We start from the raw sequence: 25324 nt of genomic DNA, 5'->3' as shown, positions 1-25324 counted from the left end.
ATTCCGGGCATCAGCCGTGGTTGGACGTGCAGTTCCAGTGCACGATGTAGGCATCGGAATCGTTGTGCCGCAGGGCTTGGCTCTGCGCGCTGCGCCGCGACGACGCATACCCCCAGCTCCAGCTGCCGCTGCCGCTGGAGTACGCCACGGCGCCGCAACCGTTGCGGAACCAGACCACCGATTGGCAGTCGGCGGCGCCGCAGGAGCTCACGGCGCGCTGCTGCGCGGCGGACGAGTTCGGGTAGTCGTAGGAGTACCCGATCAAACCGGTGGAGGTGGACAGCGCGATCGCGCCGTAATTGTTGGTGTAGGCGTGCGCGGTGGGCGCGCTGACGGCCAGCGCGGAACCCACCGCCGCGAGCGCGGCAACACCGGTAGCAAACTTCTTCACGGAGGATTTGCCCCTTCTTGTCATGAGGCCCACGACCCGATGGACCGAGTGACAAGGTACAGAGCCGACTCTCATTACGCTAGCCGGAGATTTCCCGGCTGGGGGAGTCACGAGCTCCGTGGTATGAACGCGCGGCAGTATGAACGGGCGGCAGTATGGACGCGCGGCCGATCGCGCAGCGAGCATCGCATCCAGTGTGGCCCACGGTGACGCCTCCCGCAACCCGGATACCGGAGTCCCGGTGCTCGCGCGACTGGTGAAAGTCCGTGAACAACAACGCCATTGCGCTTCGGCCCGACGATTCGTGCTGCGCCGGGGCGGCCGCCGGTCGGCGCCATTGCGGAAGCTCTGGCGAGGGAGGGCGGTATGCGCCGCGATTGCCGCTTCCGCGATACCTCGCGCCGCGCGGCGGCGTGGCCGGGTGGTCGGTATGTTCGGGGTGTGACTATGGCACAGCGGGAACGCAGGGGGCTCGTCGAGGCGATGGAGGCCGCGGGCCCGGACGCGCGGACGCTCTGCGGCACGTGGACGGTGCGGGACCTCGCCGCGCACTTGGTGGTTCGCGAACGGCGCCCCGACGCCGCGCCCGGCATCCTGTTGCGGCCGCTGGCCGGGTATCTCGACCGGGTGCAGGCGAAGGCGGCGCGCAAGCCGTTCCCGGAGCTGCTGGACCAGGTGCGTACCGGTCCGCCGTGGTGGTCGCCGTTGCGACCGGTGGACGCGGTGGTCAATCTGTCGGAGATGTTCGTCCACCACGAGGACGTGCGCCGGGCCGAGGCCGGTTGGCAACCGCGCGACCTGTCCGCGGCCGACGAGGACCAGCTGTGGTCGGTGCTGCGCAAGATGGCCAGGATGGCCTACCGCAAGGCGCCGGTCACCGTCGAACTGGTGACGCCCGACGGCAGGAAGGTCGTGGTGGGGTCGGGCGGCGCCGATGTCGTTACGCTGACCGGGAAGCCCTCGGAACTGGTGCTGCACGCCTTCGGCCGGGACGAAGTCCGGCTGGAGACCACCGGATCGCCCGAGTCCGTCCGCGCCGTCCTGGAGGCAGACCGATCGGTCTGATATGTGCCGTGCCTGCGGCGCGACGTCCCCCACCCTCTCCGCTCCGGACGTCGACCGGATCCCGGCTCCGAATCCTGGCGCTGAACAGAGCGTCACGCTGTCCGCACCTCGATCGCGGCCAGGCGCGCACATCCGGATCCGCCTGTCGAACCAAGTGCCGTTGCACGGCGGGGAAGGTCGCGACCGGCGCGAAAGCGCGCGGAGGCGCAGCAGTACCAGTGTTGCGGATGGTCCGGATGGGGCGATTGCGGCTAGCCTGGGGCCATGGCAGGTAAGTCCCGCAGCACCACGACGAGTCGGGCGCGGGCGGGATCGGCCCGGGGGAGGACCACTGCGGCGCGGTCTCGCGCGGCCACGCCCCGCACCGCGACCCCGCGAGCGAACCCGACGCCCCGCAGGCGCGGTACCCAGGCGCGCCGTCCGGTGCGCCGCACTTCGAACGCTTCGAATACCGCGCCGCTCGCGGTGATCGGGCGCGGTATCAGCAGCGGCTGGAACATGCTGGCCCGCGGTCTCGGCGCGACCACGCGCACGCTGAGCCGGGCCGGGGAGATCGAAAACGGACATCGGCGCGACGGCGCCGCGCTGGCCCTGATCGCGCTGAGCGCCGTGATCGCGGCGGCGGTGTGGTTGTCGGCCGGTGGGCCGGTGGGCCACTGGGTCGAGGACGTCATCCGCGCGATCTCCGGATCGGCCTCCGCCGCACTGCCCTTCGTCGCCTCCGGAATCGCCGTGGTCCTGATGCGTACCGAACCGCGCCCCGAGATCCGGCCGCGACTGGTACTCGGCGGCTTGCTGATCGGGTTGCCGGTCCTCGGGCTGTGGCACATCGCCGCGGGCGCCCCCACCGACGCGCACGGGCGTTCCCGCGCAGCGGGTTTCGTCGGCTTCGTGACCGGCGGGCCGCTGACCAACGGCCTCACCGCCTGGCTGTCGGTCCCGATCCTGTTGCTGGCCATCGTCTTCGGCGCACTGCTGGTGACCGGCACCACGGTGCGCGAGGTGCCCGAGAAGCTGCGTCGATACCTCGGCACGGCGACCGGTGGCGACGAATACGGTGAATTCGACGGCGACTACCGGGACTACGATCCCGCCAACTACGACGCCGACGGCTTCCCGGTGCACCGCACCGGCGCCAAGCGGCGCGGTCGTACGCCCGCGGAGAACTACCCGCCCGACGAGTTCGGTGACCCCGACGCGGTCACCGAGGCGATCGGCGAGCCCCCGCTGCGCGATGCCAAGCCGATCGCGGTCGAGGAGCCCGCGCCGAAACCGAAGCCGAAGAAGCAGCGTCCCGCCCCGGTAGTGGAGGATCAGACGCCACCGCCGCCCCAGCAGTTGGAGTTCGTCACCGACCGCGAAGTCGAAGGCGACTACACCCTGCCGCCGTTGTCGCTGCTGACCGACGGGGATCCGCCCAAGAAGCGCAGCGCCGCCAACGAATCGATGATCGAGGCGATCACCGAGGTGCTGGTGCAGTTCAAGATCGACGCCGCGGTCACCGGTTTCGTCCGCGGCCCGACGGTCACCCGCTACGAGGTCGAACTCGGGCCCGGCGTGAAGGTCGAGAAGATCACCGCCCTGGCCCGCAACATCGCCTATGCCGTCGCGACGGAGAACGTCCGGCTGCTCGCGCCGATCCCCGGCAAGTCCGCGGTCGGCATCGAGGTGCCCAATGCCGACCGCGAACTGGTCCGGCTGGCCGACGTGCTCAAGGCGCCCTCCACCCGCACCGACCACCATCCGCTGGTGATCGGTCTCGGCAAGAACATCGAAGGCGAGTTCGTCTCGGCGAATCTGGCCAAGATGCCGCACCTGCTGGTCGCGGGCTCCACCGGCTCGGGTAAGTCGAGCTTCGTCAACTCGATGCTGGTATCGCTGTTGCAGCGGGCGACGCCGGACGAGGTCCGGATGATCCTGATCGACCCGAAGATGGTGGAACTGACGCCCTACGAGGGCATTCCGCATCTGATCACGCCCATCATCACCCAGCCGAAGAAGGCGGCGGCCGCGCTGGCCTGGCTGGTCGAGGAGATGGAGCAGCGCTACCAGGACATGCAGGCCAACAAGGTGCGCCATATCGACGACTTCAACAAGAAGGTGAAGTCCGGAGCGATCACCGCGCCGCTGGGCAGCGAACGCGTCTACCGGCCCTACCCCTACATCCTGGCCATCGTCGACGAGCTGGCCGATCTGATGATGACCGCTCCCCGCGACGTGGAAGACGCCATCGTCCGCATCACCCAGAAGGCCCGTGCCGCGGGCATCCACCTCGTGCTGGCCACGCAGCGGCCCTCGGTGGACGTGGTGACCGGTCTGATCAAGACCAACGTGCCTTCCCGGCTGGCCTTCGCCACCTCGTCGCTGACCGACTCCCGCGTCATCCTCGACCAGCCCGGCGCGGAAAAACTGATCGGCATGGGCGACGGATTGTTCCTGCCGATGGGCGCGGGCAAGCCGACCCGCCTGCAGGGCGCGTTCATCAGCGACGAGGAGATCCATGCCGTCGTCGACTTCGCCAAGAATCAAGCCGAGCCGGATTACCAAGAGGGTGTCACCGCCGCGAAGGCAGGGGAGAAGAAGGACGTCGACCCCGATATCGGCGACGATCTCGACGTCTTCCTGCAGGCGGTGGAGCTCGTGGTCACCTCGCAGTTCGGGTCCACCTCCATGCTGCAGCGCAAGCTGCGCGTCGGCTTCGCCAAGGCGGGGCGGCTGATGGACCTCATGGAGACCCGCGGCGTGGTCGGCCCGAGCGAGGGCTCCAAGGCACGCGACGTGCTCGTCAAACCCGATGAGCTGGAAGGGCTGTTGTGGTCGATCCGCGGCGGCGGGCAGGACGACGACTCGGAGCCGCAGGAGTGATCCGGTTGGTTCCCTCGGCGAGATTCGAACTCGCATCTCCCGGAATCTAGGTCCGGCGCCTCTACCGATTGGGCTACGAGGGATCGGTCGCAGGGCCCGACCACGAGAAAGGGGCCACCCCTCGGCGATTCGCCGCGGAGTGACCCCTTCGGTACGGGTCTGCGAAAGACACGTTCAGGGGCGGCTCCGCGCGCTCATCCGCCGAGCGGCGGACGACGCCGATAGCACGCGCGACTGCCGGACACCGCTCGGCAACCCCTGCTGCCGCACTGTCTCGGTCATCGTCTCGCCTTCGGTGTGGGTCTGATCTTCGCCGCTCAGAAAGTAGCACCGGATGTCGGTGTTGTGAACCGCTTTCGCTTCGCCGACGACCCTACCCGGTTCAGTTCTTCCGAGCCTGAAGGGTATAGCTCAACGGCAGCCTTTCCGGGTGTCGTGTCAGCCGCCATTCGCCGTCCTGGCCCGCTGTCATCAGGCCGGGCAACGCGTTCCACGGGACACTGCGGTGTTCGACCAGGCCGGTCAGCGTCAGGCCCGCCGCCAGCAGCGCGGTCACGACCTCACCGAGACCGTGGTTCCATTCGTGTGTGGTGATCTGGCTGAACCGGGCGTCGGTCTCGACGTAGGTGGTGCCGTCCTGGAAGACCATCGGTTCGGGCGTCTCGAAGTACGGATAGCCCACGACCAGCCGATCGTGGTGGTTATCGTCCATCGACCACAGGGCGGGATGGCCTTCGCGCAGGAACAGCCGTCCGCCCGGTCGCAGCAGCCCGGCCACGACCGCTGCCCAGTCGGCGACGCTCGGCAGCCAGCACAGTGCGCCGATGCCGGTGAACACCAGATCGAATCGCGCGCCGCCGAGGGCCTCGACGGCGTCGTAGACGTCCGCCTCGACGAAATCGATGGGCGTGCCGGTCCGTTCGGCCAGCGAGCGCGCCTGCGCGAGCGAGGCGGGGGAGAAGTCGAGCCCGGTCATCGTCGCACCGAGCCGCGCCAAGGACAGCGTGTCGGTGCCGATATGACACTGCAGGTGCGCGCCGCGCAGTCCGGCGACATCGCCGAGCAGCGGAAGATCGAAGCGCACGACATCGCTGAGGAAGGCGGGATCCGCCAGGAAGCGTTCCACCGCGTACTCGGCGGCGGCGGCGTGCGCGGGGGCGCGTTCGTCCCAGTTGGCCCGGTTCAGGATGCGGTAATCGTCGGCCACGGTCGAACTGTGGCACGAACGGCCGGGTGAACGCATGTGGAATTATGGGCGGCAACCAACCCGCTACTGAAGGGCAACGGACATTTCGGGCATTATGGACATCATGAGCTTCGCTTCTGATCGGCACAACGCATGCACGTAACCGCACTCGAATGGGTGATCACCATCGTGGTGATCCTCGGATTGTTCGTCTTCGACTTCTACGCCCATGTCCGCACGCCGCACGAGCCGACGTTCCGGGAGTCCGGGTTCTGGTCCGCGATCTACATCGGGCTCGCGCTGCTGTTCGGCGGCGTGGTCGCCTGGCAGTGGGGCTCGACCTACGCGGGCGAGTACTACGCGGGTTTCGTCACCGAGAAGGCGCTCTCGGTGGACAACCTGTTCGTCTTCCTGATCATCATGTCCACCTTCGCGGTGCCCCGGATCTACCAGCAGAAGGTGCTGCTGATCGGCATCGTGCTCGCCTTGGTGATGCGCGGCGTGTTCATCGCCGTCGGCGCGGCCGCGATCAGCGCGTTCAGCTGGGTGTTCTACCTGTTCGGGTTCTTCCTCGTCTACACCGCGGTCAAGCTCATGCGCGAGAGCGGTCACGAGGTCGAGGTCGAGGAGAAACGCGACAGTCGCATCGTCGCGCTGGCCAAGCGGGTGCTGCCGACCACCGACGAATACGACGGCGACAAGCTGGTGACCAGGATCGACGGGCGCCGCGCGGTCACCCCGCTGTTGCTGGCCTTGCTGGCGATCGGGTTCGCCGACCTGCTCTTCGCGCTGGACTCCATCCCGGCCATCTACGGCCTGACCGAGCAGCCCTACCTCGTCTTCACCGCGAACGCGTTCGCGCTCATGGGCCTGCGCCAGCTGTTCTTCCTGATCGGCGGCCTGCTCGACCGGCTGGTCTACCTGTCCTACGGACTGGCGGCCATTCTCGCGTTCATCGGCGTGAAGCTGGTGCTGCACGCCCTGCACGAGAACACGCTGCCGTTCGTCAACGGCGGCGAGCACGTCACCGTCCCGGAGATCTCCACGCCGGTCTCGCTCGGCGTCATCCTGACCATCCTGGTCGTCGCGACGGTCGCCAGCCTGCTACGGACCCGCGCCGAGGCGAAACGCTAGCCGCTCAGGACGCGAAGGCGCCGAAGATCGGAGCCCACTGCACGGCGCGGACGTCGTCGATCAGGTTCTCCCGGGCGAACGGGTCCTGCGCGAGCAGGTCCTTCAACTGTCCGGCGTCCTCCGAGCGGAAGATCAGCAGCGCCCCGGACCCATCCGGGTACGGGCCGCTGCTGAGCAGGGCGCCGGATTCGAGCAAGCCGGCCAGCCAGGCCCGGTGCTCGGGACGATGGACGTCCCGGCCCGCGGTGGTGGCCTCGGAGTAGACGTAATGGACGGCGAAGATCGGCACGGGCATCGCTTCCTGTGGAGACGGACTCAGAGCGTCAGCAGCATTCGAGTATTGCCGAGAGTGTTCGGCTTCACATAGCTGAGATCGAGGAACTCGGCCACACCGGTGTCGTAGGAGCGGCACATCTCGGCGTACACCTCGGCGGTCACCGGCGTGCCGTCGATCTCCACGAAACCGTGCCTGCCGAAGAACTCCACCTCGAAGGTCAGCACGAACAGCCGCTGCAACTCGAGCTCACGGGCCACCGTGACCAGCCGCTGCACGATGAGCTTGCCCACACCGGTGCCCTTGACGTCGGGGTGCACCGCGACCGTGCGCACCTCGCCGAGGTCGGCCCACAGCACGTGCAGCGCGCCGCAGCCGACGACGCGGCCGTCGAGTTCGGCCACCCAGAACTCCTGCACCGCCTCGTAGAGGGTGACCAGGTTCTTCTCCAGCAGGATCCGGCCCGCGTAGACGTCGATCAGGCTCTTGATCTCGGGCACGTCGGAGGTTCGCGCGCGTCGGACGACGGGGAGGCGGCTCTGCGCGGCCGAAGCCGCGCCCGGGTGGGCGTCGCTTGTCGAACCACCTAGTGGTCCCCGAGAGGTCATGGGGTGCACAGTAGTCGGCCCGGCTACCGATACTCTGAACGTGTGCCGCAGATCCGCTCGTTCACATCACCGCATCGCGCCGGGTCGCGCGACGGCGTGACGAGGCGGCAGTGACCGAGCGCGCCGCCGGTGAGGCGAGGGCATGAGCGTGCAACCCGACGAGACGGACCGCCCCTGGGGTCCGCCCGACCCGACCAGGCCCGGATTCGCGACCGCCCAGGCCGAGACCGGGGCGCCGCTGCTGAACATCGCGAACGTACTCACCATGCTGCGCATCGCGATCGTGCCGCTGTTCGTCGCGGCGCTGTTCGCCGCGGGCGGTCACCAGACAGGCTGGCGGATCGCGGCCGCCGCCTTGTTCGGCCTCGCCGCGATCACCGACCGGTTCGACGGGCAACTGGCTCGCAAATACGGCCTGGTGACCGATTTCGGCAAGCTGGCCGACCCCATCGCGGACAAAGCGCTGATCGGGTCCGCCCTGATCGGGCTGTCCGTGCTCGGCGATCTGGCCTGGTGGATCACCCTGGTGATCTGCGGCAGGGAGATCGGCGTGACCCTGCTGCGACTGGTGGTGGTGCGGCGCGGCGTGATTCCCGCCGGACGCGGCGGCAAGCTCAAGACGCTGGTGCAGTCGCTGGCGATCGCCATGCTGCTGTTGCCGCTGACCGGCTGGATCGCCGAGGCCGGGATGGTGCTGATGTACCTGGCGGTCGCGCTGACCGTCGTCACCGGGCTGGACTACGTGGGCCAGGCGGCCCGGGTGTGGTTCGCGGGCGGACCGGGGCGGTCGCGCGGCGTATGAGCGATCCGTTGGTCGCGAGCGTGCCCGCCGACGATCTGGTCCGCGCGCTGGTGACCGTGCGGCAAACCGTGGCAACCGCCGAATCACTGACCGCGGGCCTGCTCGCCGCGACCATCGCCGGAGTGCCCGGCGCCAGCGCCGTGCTGCGCGGCGGTCTGGTGGTGTACGCCACGGACCTCAAGCACAGCCTCGCCGGCGTCGACGCGGAGGTGCTCGCGACCGAAGGCCCGGTGGCGGCGAGCACCGCCGAACAGCTGGCCGTCGGCGCCCGGACGCGCTGCGGCGCGGACTGGGGCGTGGGGCTGACCGGGGTCGCGGGGCCCGATTCGCAGGACGGGCATCCGGTCGGCACGGTCTTCCTCGGACTGGCCGGACCGGGCCATACCGAAGTGATGCGGTTGAAACTCTCCGGCGACCGGTGGACGATCAGAATCGGTGCGACGCACACGGCGGTGTCGGAATTGCTGCGGTGTGTGCGGGAGACGGGCACGGACGCGGCCGAGCGCGTCGGGCGAGGCGGCTGAGGTCGCCCCGGGCGGGAACCACCGCCCCGGCTCCCACGTTGTGCCAGAAAGAACGGCATGCGTGGGGTCGCGAATCGCGTCGGCCCGGCGACCGGGAGCGAAGGAGAACGAGATGACGCTGCTGCGAGAGGCCATCGGGGACAGTCTGCGGCGTGCGCGTCTCGCCCAGAACCGGACCCTGCGCGAAGTGTCGACGTCCGCCCGGGTCAGCCTGGGCTACCTCTCCGAGGTCGAGCGCGGTCGCAAAGAGGCTTCCAGCGAGTTGCTGGCCGCCATCTGCGAGGCGCTGGACGTGCCGCTGTCGCGAGTGCTGTGGGATGTGAGCACGATCATGGCGGGCGCCGACGGGTCGAGGGCGGGCGCTCCCGCGGACGAGGCCGCCACCGCATCCGCTCCGGCCGCGGCCGAATCGGAGCAGACCGCGGCCGAGCCCGCTGCGCAGGCCGAGCCCGTAGCGGCTCCGGCGACGATGTCGGCGGCCGACGCGGCCCCGCGCCCGCTGCCCTTGGCGGAGGACACCCGCATCGTCATCCCCGCACCGCGATCGGACATGTTGGTCCTGGTGAAGGGCGCGTGACGCGCGACGAGACGTGGTCACGGTGGCAACGCTGCGGACCGGCGCGGAAAGCGGATAGATTCTCCGTAGGCGTCGGTTGGGTCGGGTTCGCCCGGCTCTGGTGCCACATGGTGGAGGATAGGCACATATCGAGTGCGTGACGGTCGCGCACTGGAGTCGCGCCGGAGCGCGGCATGTCAGATGGAGGCGGGATCAATCGATGGCTAATCCGTTCGTCAAGGCCTGGAAATACCTGATGGCCCTCTTCGATGCGAAGATCGAGGAGCACGCGGATCCGAAGGTCCAGATTCAGCAGGCTATCGAGGAAGCCCAGCGGCAGCATCAGGCCCTTTCGCAGCAGGCCGCGTCGGTCATCGGCAACCAGCGTCAGCTGGAGATGAAACTGAACCGGCAGCTGGACGAGGTCGAGAAGCTCAACGCCAACGCACGCCAGGCCGTCCTGCTGGCCGATCAGGCCACCGCCGCGGGCGACACCGAGAAGGCGATCCAGTACACCAACGCCGCCGAGGCGTTCGCCGCGCAGCTGGTCACCGCCGAGCAGTCCGTCGAGGACCTGAAGGTCCTGCACGACCAGTCGCTGCAGGCGGCTGCCCAGGCCAAGAAGGCCGTGGAGCAGAACGCGATGCTGTTGCAGCAGAAGGTCGCAGAGCGGACCAAGCTGCTCAGCCAGCTGGAGCAGGCCAAGATGCAGGAGCAGGTCTCCGCTTCGCTGCAGCAGATGGATTCGACGCTGTCGGCGCCGGGCAGCACGCCGAGCCTGGACGCGGTGCGGGAGAAGATCGAGCGTCGCTACGCCAACGCGCTCGGCGCCGCGGAGCTCGCGCAGAACACGGTGCAGGGCCGGATGCTCGAGGTGCAGCAGGCCAGTATCCAGATGGCCGGGCACAGCAAGTTGGAGCAGATCCGCGCGTCCATGCGTGGAGACCAGCTGCCCGCCGGTGGCGCCCAGCCCGCCATCAACCCGGCTCAGACGGAAGCGGCTCAGCCGCAGATGAACAAGGGGCAGGCGGCGCAGCAGTAGCCTCGGCCGCACATCCGGACGGGCGCATGTCGGTGGGGGCTGGTTCACTGGAAGACAAGGCGTGGGGACCCGATCGGCCGGCCGTCGGCCGAGTCGGGCCTCGGTCTGTCCGATGTGTGCAACCGGTGGGAGAGAAGGTATGAGCGGCAGTGCATTTCGCGAGCGGCAGCTCGACACGCGGCGACTGCGTGGGTCGGCGATGATCCGGGCCCAGGCCGCGCTCGCACCGCAGCCGGGCAGCCTGCCGGACAGCATTCGCGAAGCCGGGGAGAACGCGCTTGTCGCCGTGCGGCGTTGGGCCGATCCTCGTGAGCGGGAGCTACGGCGCCGCCGCAGGGCACGTCGCCGCAGCTACCAGCTGGGCACCGTGTCCGGTCTCACCACGGCGGGAACCCTTGGCCTCGTCGTTCTTTCGGCGCCGGTGTGGGCCGTGGTCGTGGTCGGCGGCGGCGCGGTCGCGCTGGTGACCGGTGCGGCACTGAGCACCCGCCGCTATTTGCGGCTGCGTGGCGCGCCGCTGCCGCAGGCGGCGTTCATCCCGCGCAGGCAGCCGCCGCTGTGGTCCAACGCACGGCCGCCGATCGCGCGCCTGGTGCGCGCCGAGAAGGCCTTGCACGGGATGGGCGCGCAGATCGCGCGCTCGCACCGGTTGCCTCCGGACGAGCTGGCCGACATGCTCGAAACGGCCGCCTCGGGCGCGGGCGCGCTGCACGCGCTGGCCTCCGACATCATGGCGATGGAGCAGGGCCTCGGCGCGATGGGGAGCGCGACTTCGCCCGCGGCGGTGGCGCTCACCGAGAATCTGCGACTGACGCTGGCCCGGCTCGACGCGGGAGTGGCGGAGTACGAGCAGGTGGTGGCCGCGGCGGGCCGAATCCTGGCGGTTCCGGAGAACATCGTGGTGCGGCACAACTTCGACACCATCGTGGCGGACCTGCGGCACGCCTCCGATCGGCTGGACGGATGGGCGCAGGCTCTCACCGAGGTGGCCGACAAATCGGTGACCGCGTCGCCGCGGCCACCGATCTGACCGGGTCAGCTCGCGCGGTCCCGGCGGCGCAGCTCTTCGGCCTTGACGCGAAACGCCGCGCCTACCAGTTCGCGGCTCTCGGCCATGAGGTCGAGCATTTCCCACGACGCTTTACGGGCGGCGGAGCCGACGATCCCCGCGATCGCCGAGCCGTGCCGTCGTGCCGCGGCCGCGAGTTCCTGGGCCAGCTCGTTCGTGTTTTCCATCGGTTCCGGCCGCTACCTGAGTTTCAGTGCATGAGTGTGTGCTGATTGGGGTGTCTGCATCGGTCGATCATCCCTTCCCGGTTGTCGCTCAACGCCACTGTGCGTTCGAGATCAGAGTACATCCGTGCACTGAAAGGGCGAGCGATCCGGTCGCGACCGTGCCGGTGAACGCTCCAGCGCCGCAGGGCCCGCCGCCGGTCGCCAGGACCCCTGGGCCGATCGGTCGGTAGGCTGCGGCGATGCGGTTTCTCACGACTCGGGGGCGCGACGGTGGGGTGGCCGGAATTACGAGCAGCCTGGATCGCTGGCTGGTCCACCGCAGCGCGCAGGTGCGCGCGACCCCGGCGGACCGGGTGCTGAAGGCGTTGAGTACCGCGGCCGACAAGAACCGCTTGTGGATCGCGCTCGGAGCGGTCCTGTTCGTCGCCGGAGACCGTTCCACCCGGCGCGGCGCGGCGCGCGGCCTGCTCGCGCTCGGCATCGCGAGCGGCGTGGCGAACGGCGTGGCCAAGCCGCTGTTTCCACGCCGCCGCCCGCCGGACGAATCCGTTCCGTTCGTGCGCAGGCTGGTCGCTCCACCGGTCTCGTCGTCGTTCCCCTCGGGGCACTCGGCCTCGGCCGCCGCGTTCGCGGCGGGTCTCGCGTTGGAGTCCCCCGCGGCGGCCGCCGCGGTGGCCCCGGTCGCCGCCGCGGTCGGGTATTCGCGCGTGCACATCGGCGTGCACTGGCCATCCGACGTGGTCGCGGGCGCGCTGTTCGGGGGTGCGGTCGCGCTGCTCACCCGGCGGTGGTGGGCGGTGCGCGACGACGAGCCCGCCGCTCTGGGCCCGGTCGGCCACATCGACCCGCTGCCGGGTGGCGCCGGACTGCTGCTGATCGGCAATCCGCACGCGGGGTCGGGCAACGGCGACGGCGCGCTCGCCACCCTGCGTGACCGGCTGCCCGCCGCCGAGGTGCTCGAGCTCACCGGCGGCGACGATTTCGAAGCCCGGGTCGGCGAACTGCTGCGGCGCGACGACATCGTCGCCCTCGGCGTGGTCGGCGGGGACGGAACCGTGTCCACCGTCGCGGAGTACGCGGTACGGCACGGGCTGCCTCTGGCGGTGTTCGCGGGCGGCACGCTGAACCACTTCGCCAGGGACGCCGGGGTGGAGGACTCCGCGGTGACCTTCGCCGCGCTGGAGGCGGGCGAAGTCGTCCGCGTCGATGTGGCCGAGGTGTCGTTCGACGCCGCCGAGCCGCGAATCTTCGTCAACACCGCCAGCCTCGGTGGTTATCCCGACTTCGTGCGGGTGCGCGAACGCTGGGAACGCCGGATCGGCAAGTGGCCCGCCGCGGGACTCGCCATGGTGCGCGTGCTGCTGCGCGCCAAGCCACTGCACGCCACCATCGACGACGCCCGCGTCGCACTGTGGATGCTGTTCGTCGGCAACGGCACCTACCGGCCCACTGATCAGATCCCCATGTCGCGTCCTGAACTGCACGGCGGCACACTCGACGTGCGGTACCTGCGCGCCGATGTCCCCTTCTCGCGCCTGCGGTTGGTTTTCGCGACGTTCACCGGCACGCTGGAGTATTCACCGACCTACCGGCACCGCCGAGTCTCCCGGGTGGACGTAGGCGTCACCGCGCAGCCGGTCTCGCTGGCCACCGACGGCGAAGTCGACCATCGCGGCAAGAACTTCCGGTTCATCAGTAAGCCCTCCGCTCTGACGCTGATCAAAAGCGGCCCCGGGACGCCCGATCCGGCACACTGAGCGGCCCGACGGAGCCGATCGAGTAGCTATGCGATAGCTGTAGGGTTGTCATTCTTGTGACACATCCTCGAATTGCTGGGTAATTTGCGTTTGATCGGGGAAAGCCGGGGTAGTTGCCACCATGTAGCTGATTTCTCCCGGCCGCGCTTGTGGCCCGGGAACATGCACTACTGGGCAGGAGCACGTCATGCTCGATGTTTCCTACCGTCTATCGCTGCTCGACCAGGACACGCAGCGGCTGGATGTCAGCCGGTACCTGACGTGTGAGTCCGCCGAGGACCCGGTGCGGCCGGCGCGGAGAACGCAGCGCCTCGCCGCCGGTCCGGACACCACCGATCGACCCACAAGCGATTGAACCCTTTTCTCAGCACGCGCGGTGGACAGCCGCGTTCTGTCGGGCTGCGCATCGCACGGACGAACTGCGGAGGAACCCATGACTGAAATGCTGGAAACGCTCATAGGCAGCTCGGTGTACGGCCCCGAAGGCGAGAAGATCGGCAAGGTCAAACGGGTCTACGTCGACAACAATTCCGGTTCACCGACCTGGATCGCGGTGTCCACCGGCCTGTTCAGCGCCGACGCCTTGGTCCCGCTGAGCGGAGCCGAGCATCGCCCCGAGTCGGCCACGCTGCAGGTGCGGGTCGGGAAGGACGCGGTGAAGGCCTCGCCGCAACTGGACCACAACGGGCAGATCAGCCCGCAGGCCGAGCAGGAACTGTTCGACCACTACCAGATCGATCCGGATCAGGCCGCCTGGGATGTCTACGGCAGGCAGCCGGTTCCGCAGCCACGGCGCGCCCGCCCCGAGATGACCCGCCCGCCGGAGGAACGGTCCAGGGAGCAGGGCGACATCGCGACGGCGCGGATGCGGACCTATCTGGACAGCGCGGAAGAGACGCTGCGGATGCCGGCAGGCGGCGACCGGACGAACGTGGGGCGTGAGCCGATGGTCGACCCCTACGCCGTCGACACGGCCGATCTCGGTATGCGGGAACCGGATGACATGCCGCACGACGACCCCCTGACCGAACAGGCAGGAGACCGGGACCCCGAGCGTCGCAGAGGCTGATCGGGCGAGTGGACCCGGCCGTGCGGAGTGCGCGACCGGGCTCGTCGGCAACGATGGTGTGCGTGTCCGCTGACGCGCACACCATCGCTGTTCGCTCGGTGGATCCGCGCCGAGCCGGTCAGGTGGGCAGCGCGCTCAGGGAGAGGAATCGCCATGCGCGCGTGGCGGCTTGCAGATTGAAGCGGGTGTCGACATCGCGCAGGTCGAAGCCGGTGAGCTCGCGGATGCGCCCGAGCCGGTAGCGCAGGGTGCTGCGATGGATGTGCAGCGCGGCGGCCGAATCGTCGTAATTGCCACCGCATTCGAGGTATCGACTCAACGTGTGCACCAGATCGGCACGGTGATCGCGGTCGTAGTCGAGCAGGATGCCGAGCCATTCCCGCATGAACTGCTCGACTCGGCCGTCCGCGCGGGCGGCGTCGACCAGCCGGTAGAACCCCAGCTCGTCGAACGCGGTGGCGCCGTCCGGCATTCGCGATCGCAACCGGATGTCGATCGCGCGGCGCGCGTCGTCGAACGCCCCGGCGAAATCGGCCGGCCGAGTGCAGCAGCCGCTGATTCCGATCGTCACGGGAGCGGCGTCCAGGTGCTCGCAGACGGCGTGGTGCAGGACGACGGGTTCCGGCCTGCGATCGGTGATCAGAACGACCATCCCCGCACGGCGGCCTTGGATGAAGGGCAGATCCAGTGCCGTCGCCGCCCGGCCGACCGCGTCGGCCAAGGCGCTGTCGTCGCCGTGCACGAGTACCACGTAGTGCTCGCCGTGCAGGTCGTAACCCATGGCCTCGGCGCGCGCGAAGGCGCTGTCGGTGTCGGTGCCCGACAGGAGGTCCTCGACCAGATCGCGCCGCAACCGCAGCTCGAGCTCGGCTAGGTTGCGCTGGTGGGCCAGCTCCGGGGCGAGCACCGTGCCGCCGTAGGCAAGGGCCGCGACCTGATCGTCGAGCGCCTGGTCGTCCGGGTCGATCAACGCGAGCGTGCCGAGAATCTCGGTGCGTGGTTTCACCAGGACGACCACCCGGTCGCGAACGCGCAGCGGCGCGTTGTGGGCGGCGAGGCGGTGCAGCAGTTCTTCGCGCTGCTGTGGGGGCGTTCTCGGGTACGGGTCGGGTCTTCCCGGCCCGCCCCAGGCCCGCGGATTGCCGAACCGATCTTCGATGGCGACCGGCAGCCCGGTCAGCTGCGCGAGCGCGTCCGCGATGCCCTGTTCGCCGGTCCCGTACGCGGCGGCGCCGGAGAGCACCTCGTGTACGCGAGCGCGGCGTTCGAGCCGCACCACGGTGGCGGACAGATGTTCGTTGAGCGCGGTCAGGTCGGTGGCGTCGGCGCAAGCCCGTTCGCGCAGCGCTACGTTCGTCAGCGCGGCGCCCGCGAGCTGAGCGAGCGCGGTGAGCAGGAACATCTGCGCCTGCGGCGGCTCGTGGTCGGCTCCGACGACGATCGCGCCCACCGGCTGGAACCGGTCACGCAAGGGCAGTGCCCAGCCCCACCGGCGGCCGGGAAGCCGAAGGCGGCCTTCGCCGTTCTGCGCGCGGAGTCGCGCGGCCACGCCGGACGGGGCCGGGCGGGAGGGCGGGGTGGGCAGATACTCGCCATCGACCACTCGATAGCAGCCCAGTGCGTCACAGCCGCCGATGGCCGCGACCGACTCCGCGGCGATCCGGAGGATGTCCGATTCCCCGCAGTCGGCGAAGAGTCGCACCGACGTCGCGACCAGAGCGCGCAGCGACGACGCCGGCACGTCCGCCGGCGGGGCGTGGACATCCGAACTCAACGTTTGCTGGGTCATGAGCTCCGGTCCGTGGCCATCGAAGTAGTGCGCCGATATCGCGGACTCCGGCACCGAACGCCCGTCGTCACCGCGTAGCCGGCGTCCTGGCGTGAACCGTCCGGCCTGGCTCGATTGCGTATCGACGCGCCTTGCTGCGGGCAAGGTCGACGGTACACCGCTGGCGTGACCTGCGCAGAGACAAGAGTGAACCAGATATGCGCCACTGGTCGGTCCTCGATGTCTCGGTTCGGCCCGGCGTGCTCAGACGAAATTCCGGACGACGAAGTTCTTGGACGACGAAGTTCCGGACGACTGAGCATCATCGCCGATTCGTCGCGCTCCGATGATCACGCGATCGGATGACCAGTGTTCGCTGCGCTCGTAGGCACGCGAGTAACCCCGATCGGCACCGACCGGTGATGGCCGGATGTGGGGGCAAACCCTGATCTTCACCCCGAAATACCGCCTCACCTGCTGATTCGCGCTGCTCCGACTGTCATGCTCGAAGCGGAAACGAACTTCTGGAGGCATCGAAATGTTGTGGAAGATCATCGGCATCGTCGCCGTCGTCTGGATCGCGCTGGCCGTCATCGGCGCGTTGATCAAGGGCCTGTTCCCGATCCTGGTGATCAGCGCCATCGTGTTCGGTCTGTACCTGCTGTACAAGGCGGTGTCGGGCTCGGACAACTCGACAGTGAGCAAGCTGTAGCGGCGGACGCGGCGGTGCGACGCCCAGCGGGGCGGCGCACCGCCGTCGTGTACCGGCGATGTTTGAATGACTCTTCGTGGAGCGAGTTCCCGAAGATTGGCAGCGCGGCTTGGTGATCGTCGCGCATCCCGACGACATCGAATACGGCGCCGCCGCGGCGGTCGCCCGATGGACCGGGCAGGGCAAGGACATTCGTTACGTGCTGGTGACCAGCGGGGAGGCAGGCATCGCCGGATTGCGGCCCGCGCTCGCAGGCCCGCTGCGCGAGGCCGAGGAGATCGCGGCGGCCGAGGCGGTGGGCGTGCGGGAGGTGGAGTTCCTGGGTTATCCGGACGGTCGCGTCGAGGAGAACCTCGCCCTGCGCCGTGACCTGGCCGCCGCCATTCGCAGGCACCGGCCGGAAATGGTGGTGCTGTTCAACTTCGGCGACGTCTGGGCGCCCGGCTACGTCAACAGCGCCGATCATCGTGCGGTCGGCCGGGCTGCGCTGGATGCCGTCTCCGACGCGGGCAACGAGTGGATCTTCCCGGAGATCGCCGAATGGGAACCGTGGTCGGCGCGGTGGGCGGCGGTCGTGGGGCCGGTCGCCACCCACGCCGTCGACGTCACCGACACCGTCGAGCAGGCCGCCGCGTCGCTGGCCGCGCACCGGCGCTACCTCGAGGCGCTGAGCCCCGAGCCCGTCGATGATCAGGTGCGCGCCGTCGTCGAGCAGGCGACCGCTCCCAAGGAGGGGTTTCCCGCCGAGCGCGCGGTCGGGTTCGAGTTGTTCGTCTTCGCCGGCTGACCCCTCGACTCGCGTCGGCGCGGATGCGGGTGCGGTCTGCCCTCGAGGGAGTGTGGCAGGCTAGGCGAATGCGAATAGCCGTCGTCGCAGGGCCCGATCCCGGGCACGCGTTTCCCGCTATCGCGTTGTGCTTGCGGTTCCTGGCCGCAGGTGACGAGCCGGTCCTGTTCACCGGTCCGCGCTGGTTCGACGCCGCGCTCGCCGCAGGCATCGGCGTGCGCAGACTCAAAGGCCTGGCACCGCGGCCGGTCGACGACGACGCCGACGCGGGGCAGCGCATCCACGAGCGGGCCGCGCACATCTCCACCGAGATCCTGCCCGAGCTGAGCGCCATGCTGCCGGAACTGGTGGTCTCCGACGTGCTGACCGCGGGCGGCGGGATGGCCGCCGAGCGGCTCGGCGTCCCGTGGGTGGAACTGTCCCCGCATCCGCTGTATCTGCCGTCGAAGGGCTTGCCGCCCATCGGAAGTGGACTCGCACCCGGCTCGGGCGCGCGCGGGCGGATACGCGACGGCTTGCTGCGCGGAATGACCGCACGGGCCCTCCGCAACGGCCGCAGGCAGCGGGAGCGGGCCCGCGAGAGCGTCGGTCTCCCGGCCGTCGACCCCGGCCCCGCCGCACGGTTGATCGCCACGCTGCCCGCGCTCGAAGTCCCGCGACCGGACTGGCCGGAATCCGCCCATGTGATCGGCCCGCTGCTGTGGGAGCCGACCGACGCGATCCTGGACCTTCCGCCCGGCGACGGGCCGCTGGTCATGGTGGCCCCGTCGACCGCACACACCGGCGTGGCGGGTATGACCGAGACCGTCCTGGAGGCGCTGGAGGGAACCGGTGTCCGCGTGGCGATCTCGATGCTGGACACTCCGCCTGCCGACCTTCCTCCGTGGGCGACGGCGGGGCTCGGGCGGCAAGACGAACTGCTGACCCGTGCTTCCGTCGTCGTGGGTGGTGGCGGCCACGGCTTGCTCGCCAAGTCGCTGTCCGCGGGCGTCCCGATCGTGACCGTCCCCGGTGGCGGCGACCAGTGGGAGCTGGCCAATCGCGCTGCCAGACAGGGCAGTTCGATCGTCGTCCGGCCGCTGACGCCCGCGGCCGTCCGCGCCGCTGTCCAGGAGATCCTCATCGATCCCGGCTTCACCGAGGCCGCCGGGCGGGCCGCCGCCGCGACCGAGTTCGCGGATCCCGTCGCCCTGTGCCACCGGATCCGTCACGCCGTGCACCCCTGACCGGCAGGGCGTGGCACTGACCAGGGACCGCGCGGGAGGGGAGTAAGTTCGGGACGGTGCGGTTGACCGAGTTTCAGGAACTGTTGCACACCGAGTTCGGTGTGGCCCGGGGCGACGCCCTGCTGGCCGACCACGTGATCCCCGGGCTGGGCGGGCGAACCGGAGCCGACGCCATCGAAGCCGGGCTGGACCCCCGCGACGTCTGGCGCGCCCTGTGTGCCGAGTTCGACGTCCCCAGGGCGCGCTGGTGAACGCCCCCGGGCAGGTGGATCGGGACGAGCCGCTGTACCGGTTCGACGAGCGGCAGCGAATGATCCCGCACGACCCGCAGCGCCTGGCCGTCCGCGTGGCGCAGGCCCGCCCCGACGATTTCGCCGGCTACCGGCAGACCGGCATCGAGCTGATGCTGCTCGGTCGCCACGACGAGGCGCTGGATCACCTCGATCGCGCGCTCGAGCTGGTGGACACCGAGCGGCGCAGGATCAGCGTGTGGATCAACCTGGGCGACGTCTACCGTTACCGCGGCGACGCGGGCACCGCCGAAACGCTCTACCGCCGCGCGGTGGCACACGCGCGCGCGGCCGCTCCAGAGGTGCTCTCCTTCGCCGTGCAGCACCTGGGAAAGGCGCTCGCCGAGCGAAATCAGCTGGCCGAGGCGCACGCGCTGCTGACCGAGGCGATGCTGCTGCGCGTCACGGAAGGCGATCCCGAGGAGATCGAGTCCACCCGCGCCGCGCTGGATACGTTGGCCGAGCTGCCGATCCCGTTGCCGCCCACCGTCGCCGCGCTGCTCGGCGAGTCGTCGAGCTGGTCGGACGAGCACGAGGGCATGAGTGGCGACGTGGTGTTCGTCGACGGGGCCTACTGGCTCAAACGCGGACCGAAGGCAGTCGCCGAGTACGAGCGGCTGACCTGGCTGCGCGGCAGAGGGATCGCCTTGCCGGAGGTCGCGGCCTTCGAAGACGACGTGCTGGTGCTCGCGGACGCGGGCGCCCCCAGTTTGGCCGCGCGAGCCGGCTCCGAGCGTGCGTATCCCGACTCGATCGGCGCTGTCATGGGCGCGGTGTTGCGGCGGTTGCACAGCATTCCGGTCCGCGAGTGCCCCTTCGACGGACGCCTCGACGTCGTGCTGGCACAGGCGCGTCGCCACGTGGTGGAAGGCCTCGTGGACGCGGACGACTTCGATGACGACAACGCCGGATCCACCCCGGCGGAGGTTCTCGCGCGGTTGCTGGCGCAGCGCCCGGACCAGGAGGATCTGGTGGTGGCGCACGGCGATTTCACCCCGCCGAACGTGCTGGAGAACCGGATCCTCCTGGATGTCGGCGCGCTCGGCGTGGCCGACCGCTATCGCGATCTGGCGGTTGCCGTGCGTGACCTGCGCGCGGACTTCGGGGAAGCCGAGGTCACGGCCTTCTACACGGCCTATGGGCTGACCGAGCCGGACGAAAGTCGCTTGGCGTACTACCGGCTGCTCGACGAATTGTTCTGATTCTCACGCCTTTCGCGCGTAATGCCGCGCCGCTTTGGTGCGGTTGCCGCAGGTGGCCATGGAGTGCCAGCGGCGGGTTCCGTTCTTCGAGGTGTCATAGAAGAACAGCACGCATTCCGGGTGCGCGCACTGCCGGATCCGATCGGGCGCGGTGCGCAACAGGTCCAGCAGGTTGTCGGCGGCCAGCCAGGCGGGCAGCCATGGCCGCTGCGGCACCTCCACCAGATCGGCGGGTCCGGACGCGGTGAGCGCGCGGCGGATGCGGCCGTGGTCCAGCACATCGTCGAGTCCCTGGTGGGACGCGTGCACGACCACGTCGTAAATGGCCGTCCGGGCCGCCAGGACCGCGTTCAAGGTCGCCTCGTCGGCGCTCGCGCGATCGGTGAGGCCCGCCGACGTCAACCAGGTGCACAGACCGGCGACATCGGTGAGCAGGTCTCGGGGTCCGTGCTCGATCCATCGCGTGTTCAGCAGATCGAGCGCCAGCGGTTCACCGAGGTGGGGGCGTGGATCGGGCATGCCCGAGGGTATCGAGTGCGCGTCGTCGTCCACGGCGGCCACCTCCGCTCTAACTAGTCAAATTAATTTCAGCGGTTGACAGTGCTGTCCGCCGCTCAGTATGTTCTAACTACTAAAACCGTAATAGACGGTTAAACATTCCGAGGAGGAATACCATGACCGCCGTTGCCGCACCTCAGCTCGCCACCGGGCACATCGGCCTGAACGTCTCCGATCTGGATCGTTCGGTGGACTTCTATCGCCGGGCACTCGGTTTCGAACAGCTCGCCGCGAGCACCGACGCCCAGCGCCGCTGGGCATTCCTCGGTGCGGACGGCAAGCTGGTCGTCACGCTGTGGGAGCAGAGCGACGGCACGTTCTCCGCCGAGACGCCCGGCCTGCATCACCTCTCGTTCCAGGTCGACAACATCGACCAGGTGCGCGCCGTGGAACGGGTGCTACGCGAGCTCTCGGTCGCCTTCGCCCACGACGGGGTGGTGGCGCACGGCGAGGGCGTCGCTTCCGGCGGGATCTTCTTCACCGATCCCGACGGCATCCGGCTCGAGGTCTACGCGCCCAGCGGCGCCGAAGCTGCTCCCGCGCCCAGCGGCGCGGCCCCGACCTGCGGTTTCTTCTGATCGGTCGCTCGCGCAACGAAGGGAGAATCGTGATGGGGCCGTTTCACAACGGGGAGGTCGCCGTCCAGCGCCGCATGGGCCAGGCGGAGATCGCCGAACGGGTCGGCCGCATGATCCGTCCCGATATCCCGTCGGTGGCCGCCGGCTTCCTGGCCGAACAGCGCATGGTGGTGCTCGCCGCCGCCGACGCGGCGGGCAGGCTGTGGGCGACCGAACTGGTCGGGCGGCCGGGATTCGTGCAGGCGGTCGACGGCCGGACGATCACGGTCGATGCCCGTCCGGCGGCCGCCGATCCGCTGCACGAAGCGCTGACCCACCACTCCCGCATCGGCATGATCGCCCTCCAGCCGCAGCGGCGCAGGCGGATGCGGGTCAACGGGAGATCGGCGCCGGAGGGCACGGGCTTGCGCATCGTGACCGATCAGGTGTACTCGAACTGTCCCAAGTACATCTCCCGCCGCGATATCGAGAGCTACACGCCCGACGCCGCGTCGGCGGCCGTACGCCGCGGCGTCGAACTCGGCGCGGATCAGCAAGCCGCGATCGCGGCCGCCGACACGTTCTTCGTCGCGACCGCGGACAGGGACGGCAATGCCGACGCCTCGCACCGCGGGGGGAATCCCGGGTTCCTGCAGGTGCTTTCGCCCACGCGGCTGCGCTGGCCGGACTACCGGGGCAACTCGATGTTCATGACGCTCGGCAACATCGAGGTCAACCCGCGCTGTGGAATCCTGATCCCCGATTGGGCCACCGGAGCGACCTTGCAGCTCACCGGCACCGCCGAAGTGGTCTGGGAGCCCGTGACCTTCGCCGCCGGTGCGCAATGCTCTCTCGATTTCACCGTCGAGGAGGTCGTCGAGCGGCCCGAGGGAGCACTGCGGTGGGGGCCCGCCGAGCTTTCACCCGTCAATCCCTGAACCCTCCGAGAAAGGAGCCGTCCCATGCGGCCTCCGTTACCCCCGTTCGACGCGGAATCCGCCCAGGTCAAAGTGCGGGCCGCCGAGAACGCATGGAACACCCGCGATCCGGAGCGGGTCGCGGCCGCCTACACCGAGGATTCGGTGTGGCGCAATCGTGACGAGTTCTTCACCGGCCACGACGCCATCGTCGAGTTCCTCACCAGGAAGTGGTCCATCGAGAACGGTTACGCGCTGCGCAAGGATCTGTGGGCCTTCGATGACAACCGCATCGCCGTGCGCTTCCAGTACGAATGGCACGACGCGTCCGGCCGGTGGTTCCGCAGCTACGGCAACGAGCAGTGGGAGTTCGCGCCGGACGGACTCATGTCCCGGCGGGAAGCCAGCATCAACGATGTCCGGATCGAGGAATCCCAGCGGCGCATCTTCGGGCCGCGCGAGCCGGGCGACGAGTCGGTGCTGCCCCAGCGGTAGGGCGCGAACGGCCCGGTGACCGCGAGCGCGGAACGGCGGCGCTCCAGCCGGGCGCCGCCGTTCCGTCGTGCCGGGATCGCGGTCGGGCGGCGACGTCGAGGGTCACGGAGGCGGTGCGCGTTCCGCCGGGCGCGTCACTTGACTCGAACACCTGTTCGTCTAGTCTGGTCGCCAGAACTTGTCGGTGCCGGGCTCTACTGTAGGCGCCAACCACAGAACGAGACTCACCCGTCGAAAAGGGGATCAGGACATGGCACCACAGGCGTACGACCGGGACAAGGCGCTCGAACTCGCGCTGGCCCAGGTGGAGAAGAGCTTCGGCAAGGGTGCCGTCATGCGCCTGGGCGAGGAGGCGCGCCAGCCCATCTCGGTGATCCCCACCGGCTCGATCGCGCTCGACGTGGCGTTGGGCATCGGCGGTCTGCCGCGCGGCCGCGTCGTCGAGATCTACGGCCCGGAATCCTCGGGTAAGACCACCGTCGCACTGCACGCGGTGGCCAACGCGCAGGCCGCGGGCGGCGTGGCGGCGTTCATCGACGCCGAGCACGCGCTCGACCCGGACTACGCACGCAAGCTGGGCGTCGACACCGACGCGCTGCTCGTCTCCCAGCCCGACACCGGTGAGCAGGCGCTGGAGATCGCCGACATGCTGGTGCGCTCCGGCGCCATCGACATCATCGTCATCGACTCGGTGGCCGCGCTGGTGCCGCGCGCCGAGATCGAGGGCGAGATGGGCGACAGCCACGTCGGTCTGCAGGCCCGCCTGATGAGCCAGGCGCTGCGCAAGATGACCAGCGCGCTGAACAACTCCGGCACCACCGCGATCTTCATCAACCAGCTGCGCGAGAAGATCGGCGTGATGTTCGGCTCGCCGGAGACCACCACCGGCGGTAAGGCGTTGAAGTTCTACGCGTCGGTGCGTCTGGATGTGCGCCGCATCGAGACGCTCAAGGACGGCAGCGACGCGGTGGGCAACCGCACCCGCGTGAAGGTCGTGAAGAACAAGGTCTCCCCGCCGTTCAAGCAGGCCGAGTTCGACATCCTCTACGGGCACGGCATCTCCAAGGAGGGCTCGCTCATCGACATGGGCGTCGAGCACGGCTTCATCCGCAAGTCCGGCTCCTGGTACACCTACGAGGGCGATCAGCTGGGCCAGGGCAAGGAGAACGCCCGCAAGTTCCTGCTGGAGAACATCGACGTCCGCGACGAGATCGAGAAGAAGATCAAGGAGAAGCTCGGCATCGGCGCCGACGTGACGGCCGATGCGGCCGCGGAGGTGCCCGCCGATTTCTGAGCCGAGGAACGGTCGGCCGGAGTCCGCCGCGGTGCGGGATGTGCGGCGTCGGCTGGAAGAACTTTTGTCCGCCTCGGGTTCGCCGGCCGCCGTTCGGCCCCGCGGACACGAAGCCGAGCTCGTCCGGAGAGCCGAAGGTGATTCGGCGGCGCCGGACACCATGGGAACTCGGCCGGACGCGTCCGATCCGCAGCGGGCGCGTCCGGCTGGGTCCCGTCGCGGCCGTCCCGACGCGCGGGGGCGCAGCGGCTCGTCCTCGACCGACTCCGGTCGGCCCGAAGGCCGGTCGGCGGGTCCGGTGGCGGCCGGATCCGAAGGCGGGACGGTCGAGCAGGCGAAAGAGGCATGCCTGCGCTTGCTCGCCGTCCGCGCCCGCAGTCGTGCCGAGCTGGCCCAGCGTCTCGCGGCCAAAGGGTACTCGGCCGAGGCGAGCGAACAGGCGCTGGACCGCCTCACCGAAGTGGGCCTCATAGACGATGCCGCCTTCGCTGAACAATGGGTGCACTCCCGCCACGCTTTCTCCGGCAAAGGCAAACAGGCACTCGCGCAGGAGTTGCGGCGCAAGGGCGTCGCGCAGTCGGATGCCGTACCGGCCCTCGACGCGATCACCGCCGACGACGAGGAGGCGCGCGCCGGTGAGCTGGTCCGCCGCAAACTACGCTCGCTGCCGCGAGACCTGGACCGGGAGAAGGCGATTCGTCGCCTTGTCGGCATGCTCGCCCGCCGGGGCTACAACCAGGCCACGGCCTATCGCGTGGTCAAAGCCGAATTGGCCGATCAGGGGGTCGAGGGCGCCCTCGACGAGCCCATCGACTGAGTTCTGCGGTCGGGTGGGCTCCCGGCAATTCTCCGCCGTTCGGGTCCGGTCGCGCGAAGCCGCATCCCGCTCACAACTGCGTCACACGCCGGTCGGATATGCGGGATACGGATGCCCGGTGCGGCTACCTGCTCCGGGCGCGGCCGCGACGGCCGCCGTGTTCAGTGGTCAGCGGAATCTCGGGCGGCAGCG

28 protein-coding genes and 1 tRNA gene are annotated in these 25324 nt (G+C 69.4%); 21 read left to right on the top strand and 8 right to left on the bottom strand.

Annotated features, from left to right (window positions below):
* Positions 1 to 10 precede the first annotated feature (10 nt).
* Positions 11 to 391, bottom strand: a complete 381-nt coding sequence (locus tag IU450_RS08180) for a DUF4189 domain-containing protein (RefSeq protein ID WP_043694762.1) — start codon at positions 389 to 391, stop codon at positions 11 to 13.
* Between the two features lie 441 nt (positions 392 to 832).
* On the opposite strand from IU450_RS08180, the gene IU450_RS08175 reads away from it, so the two are divergent.
* Together IU450_RS08175 and IU450_RS08170 are read left to right on the top strand one after the other, a co-directional pair.
* Positions 833 to 1456: a TIGR03085 family metal-binding protein gene (locus IU450_RS08175; RefSeq protein ID WP_195149144.1), complete on the top strand. Its 624-nt coding sequence runs from the start codon at positions 833 to 835 to the stop codon at positions 1454 to 1456.
* Between the two features lie 264 nt (positions 1457 to 1720).
* Complete coding sequence (locus IU450_RS08170; protein WP_195149143.1) at positions 1721 to 4321, top strand: DNA translocase FtsK; 2601 nt, start codon at positions 1721 to 1723, stop codon at positions 4319 to 4321.
* Between the two features lie 6 nt (positions 4322 to 4327).
* On the opposite strand, the gene IU450_RS08165 is transcribed toward IU450_RS08170, so the two are convergent.
* Together IU450_RS08165 and IU450_RS08160 are read right to left on the bottom strand one after the other, a co-directional pair.
* Positions 4328 to 4404 (bottom strand) — tRNA-Leu (locus tag IU450_RS08165).
* A 299-nt stretch (positions 4405 to 4703) separates the two neighbouring features.
* Positions 4704 to 5528 (bottom strand): class I SAM-dependent methyltransferase, encoded by an 825-nt coding sequence (locus tag IU450_RS08160; RefSeq protein WP_324197587.1) that lies wholly within the window; start codon positions 5526 to 5528, stop codon positions 4704 to 4706.
* Between the two features lie 132 nt (positions 5529 to 5660).
* Between IU450_RS08160 and IU450_RS08155 the strand changes: the two genes are divergently transcribed.
* Positions 5661 to 6641, top strand: coding sequence for a TerC family protein (locus IU450_RS08155; RefSeq protein WP_195149141.1), 981 nt, complete (start codon positions 5661 to 5663; stop codon positions 6639 to 6641).
* A gap of 4 nt (positions 6642 to 6645) precedes the next feature.
* Here IU450_RS08155 and IU450_RS08150 read toward each other — a convergent pair whose 3' ends face one another.
* Together IU450_RS08150 and IU450_RS08145 are read right to left on the bottom strand one after the other, a co-directional pair.
* Positions 6646 to 6930, bottom strand: coding sequence for a YciI family protein (locus tag IU450_RS08150; protein WP_195149584.1), 285 nt, complete (start codon positions 6928 to 6930; stop codon positions 6646 to 6648).
* Positions 6931 to 6956: 26 nt separating this feature from the next.
* Positions 6957 to 7523, bottom strand: a complete 567-nt coding sequence (locus IU450_RS08145; protein WP_195149140.1) for an amino-acid N-acetyltransferase — start codon at positions 7521 to 7523, stop codon at positions 6957 to 6959.
* Between the two features lie 142 nt (positions 7524 to 7665).
* Here IU450_RS08145 and pgsA point away from each other — a divergent pair, with 142 nt between their 5' ends.
* The 5 genes from pgsA to pspM all read left to right on the top strand — a co-directional run bounded on the left by pgsA (position 7666) and on the right by pspM (position 11477).
* Positions 7666 to 8325, top strand: a complete 660-nt coding sequence (gene pgsA, locus IU450_RS08140) for a CDP-diacylglycerol--glycerol-3-phosphate 3-phosphatidyltransferase (protein ID WP_195149139.1) — start codon at positions 7666 to 7668, stop codon at positions 8323 to 8325.
* Positions 8322 to 8849: a CinA family protein gene (locus IU450_RS08135; protein WP_195149138.1), complete on the top strand. Its 528-nt coding sequence runs from the start codon at positions 8322 to 8324 to the stop codon at positions 8847 to 8849. Before pgsA ends, IU450_RS08135 begins: the two co-directional genes overlap by 4 nt.
* Before the next feature lie 112 nt (positions 8850 to 8961).
* Positions 8962 to 9426, top strand: coding sequence for a helix-turn-helix domain-containing protein (locus IU450_RS08130; RefSeq protein WP_195149137.1), 465 nt, complete (start codon positions 8962 to 8964; stop codon positions 9424 to 9426).
* 199 nt (positions 9427 to 9625) lie between these two features.
* Complete coding sequence (pspA, locus tag IU450_RS08125) at positions 9626 to 10447, top strand: phage shock protein PspA (protein WP_195149136.1); 822 nt, start codon at positions 9626 to 9628, stop codon at positions 10445 to 10447.
* 139 nt (positions 10448 to 10586) lie between these two features.
* Positions 10587 to 11477: a phage shock envelope stress response protein PspM gene (gene pspM, locus IU450_RS08120; RefSeq protein WP_228834181.1), complete on the top strand. Its 891-nt coding sequence runs from the start codon at positions 10587 to 10589 to the stop codon at positions 11475 to 11477.
* 5 nt (positions 11478 to 11482) lie between these two features.
* On the opposite strand, the gene IU450_RS08115 is transcribed toward pspM, so the two are convergent.
* The gene (locus tag IU450_RS08115; RefSeq protein WP_195149135.1) at positions 11483 to 11683 is read right to left on the bottom strand and encodes a hypothetical protein; all 201 of its coding nucleotides are present in this window, start codon (positions 11681 to 11683) and stop codon (positions 11483 to 11485) included.
* Positions 11684 to 11922: 239 nt separating this feature from the next.
* Here IU450_RS08115 and IU450_RS08110 point away from each other — a divergent pair, with 239 nt between their 5' ends.
* The 3 genes from IU450_RS08110 (at position 11923) to IU450_RS08100 (ending at position 14509) form a co-directional block, all read left to right on the top strand.
* A complete protein-coding gene (locus IU450_RS08110) occupies positions 11923 to 13440 on the top strand; it encodes a bifunctional phosphatase PAP2/diacylglycerol kinase family protein (protein WP_195149134.1) in 1518 nt (505 codons plus the stop codon).
* Between the two features lie 187 nt (positions 13441 to 13627).
* A complete protein-coding gene (locus tag IU450_RS08105) occupies positions 13628 to 13795 on the top strand; it encodes a hypothetical protein (RefSeq protein WP_181720465.1) in 168 nt (55 codons plus the stop codon).
* 78 nt (positions 13796 to 13873) lie between these two features.
* Entirely contained in the window at positions 13874 to 14509 is a 636-nt protein-coding gene (locus IU450_RS08100; RefSeq protein WP_195149133.1) for a PRC-barrel domain-containing protein, read from the top strand.
* 118 nt (positions 14510 to 14627) lie between these two features.
* Here the strand turns inward: IU450_RS08100 and IU450_RS08095 are convergent, their stop codons facing one another.
* Positions 14628 to 16298 carry a PucR family transcriptional regulator gene (locus IU450_RS08095; RefSeq protein ID WP_195149132.1) on the bottom strand — a complete coding sequence of 557 codons (1671 nt, stop codon included), beginning with the start codon at positions 16296 to 16298 and terminating at the stop codon, positions 14628 to 14630.
* 517 nt (positions 16299 to 16815) lie between these two features.
* On the opposite strand from IU450_RS08095, the gene IU450_RS08090 reads away from it, so the two are divergent.
* From IU450_RS08090 to IU450_RS08070, 5 genes are all read left to right on the top strand, one after another.
* A complete protein-coding gene (locus tag IU450_RS08090; RefSeq protein WP_039799283.1) occupies positions 16816 to 16989 on the top strand; it encodes a hypothetical protein in 174 nt (57 codons plus the stop codon).
* Positions 16990 to 17065: 76 nt separating this feature from the next.
* The gene (locus IU450_RS08085; protein WP_195149131.1) at positions 17066 to 17776 is read left to right on the top strand and encodes a PIG-L deacetylase family protein; all 711 of its coding nucleotides are present in this window, start codon (positions 17066 to 17068) and stop codon (positions 17774 to 17776) included.
* A gap of 68 nt (positions 17777 to 17844) precedes the next feature.
* Positions 17845 to 19002, top strand: coding sequence for a glycosyltransferase (locus IU450_RS08080; RefSeq protein WP_195149130.1), 1158 nt, complete (start codon positions 17845 to 17847; stop codon positions 19000 to 19002).
* 56 nt (positions 19003 to 19058) lie between these two features.
* Positions 19059 to 19253 (top strand): DUF3046 domain-containing protein, encoded by a 195-nt coding sequence (locus IU450_RS08075; protein ID WP_195149129.1) that lies wholly within the window; start codon positions 19059 to 19061, stop codon positions 19251 to 19253.
* Positions 19250 to 20494: an APH(3') family aminoglycoside O-phosphotransferase gene (locus IU450_RS08070; RefSeq protein WP_324197586.1), complete on the top strand. Its 1245-nt coding sequence runs from the start codon at positions 19250 to 19252 to the stop codon at positions 20492 to 20494. Before IU450_RS08075 ends, IU450_RS08070 begins: the two co-directional genes overlap by 4 nt.
* Before the next feature lie 3 nt (positions 20495 to 20497).
* On the opposite strand, the gene IU450_RS08065 is transcribed toward IU450_RS08070, so the two are convergent.
* The gene (locus tag IU450_RS08065; protein ID WP_195149581.1) at positions 20498 to 21013 is read right to left on the bottom strand and encodes a CGNR zinc finger domain-containing protein; all 516 of its coding nucleotides are present in this window, start codon (positions 21011 to 21013) and stop codon (positions 20498 to 20500) included.
* A 155-nt stretch (positions 21014 to 21168) separates the two neighbouring features.
* Here IU450_RS08065 and IU450_RS08060 point away from each other — a divergent pair, with 155 nt between their 5' ends.
* The 5 genes from IU450_RS08060 (at position 21169) to recX (ending at position 25132) form a co-directional block, all read left to right on the top strand.
* Positions 21169 to 21630 (top strand): VOC family protein, encoded by a 462-nt coding sequence (locus tag IU450_RS08060; protein ID WP_195149128.1) that lies wholly within the window; start codon positions 21169 to 21171, stop codon positions 21628 to 21630.
* Positions 21631 to 21662: 32 nt separating this feature from the next.
* Positions 21663 to 22547 (top strand): pyridoxamine 5'-phosphate oxidase family protein, encoded by an 885-nt coding sequence (locus IU450_RS08055; RefSeq protein ID WP_195149127.1) that lies wholly within the window; start codon positions 21663 to 21665, stop codon positions 22545 to 22547.
* A gap of 24 nt (positions 22548 to 22571) precedes the next feature.
* Complete coding sequence (locus IU450_RS08050; RefSeq protein ID WP_195149126.1) at positions 22572 to 23021, top strand: nuclear transport factor 2 family protein; 450 nt, start codon at positions 22572 to 22574, stop codon at positions 23019 to 23021.
* Positions 23022 to 23271: 250 nt separating this feature from the next.
* Positions 23272 to 24315 (top strand): recombinase RecA, encoded by a 1044-nt coding sequence (recA, locus tag IU450_RS08045; protein WP_043694706.1) that lies wholly within the window; start codon positions 23272 to 23274, stop codon positions 24313 to 24315.
* Between the two features lie 160 nt (positions 24316 to 24475).
* Complete coding sequence (recX, locus tag IU450_RS08040; protein ID WP_195149125.1) at positions 24476 to 25132, top strand: recombination regulator RecX; 657 nt, start codon at positions 24476 to 24478, stop codon at positions 25130 to 25132.
* Positions 25133 to 25324 lie beyond the last annotated feature (192 nt).

The sequence above is a fragment of the Nocardia abscessus genome, assembly GCF_015477775.1.
In the GTDB taxonomy this organism is placed as follows: Bacteria; Actinomycetota; Actinomycetes; order Mycobacteriales; family Mycobacteriaceae; genus Nocardia; species Nocardia abscessus_A.
This window is presented reverse-complemented; position numbering and strand designations above follow the sequence as displayed.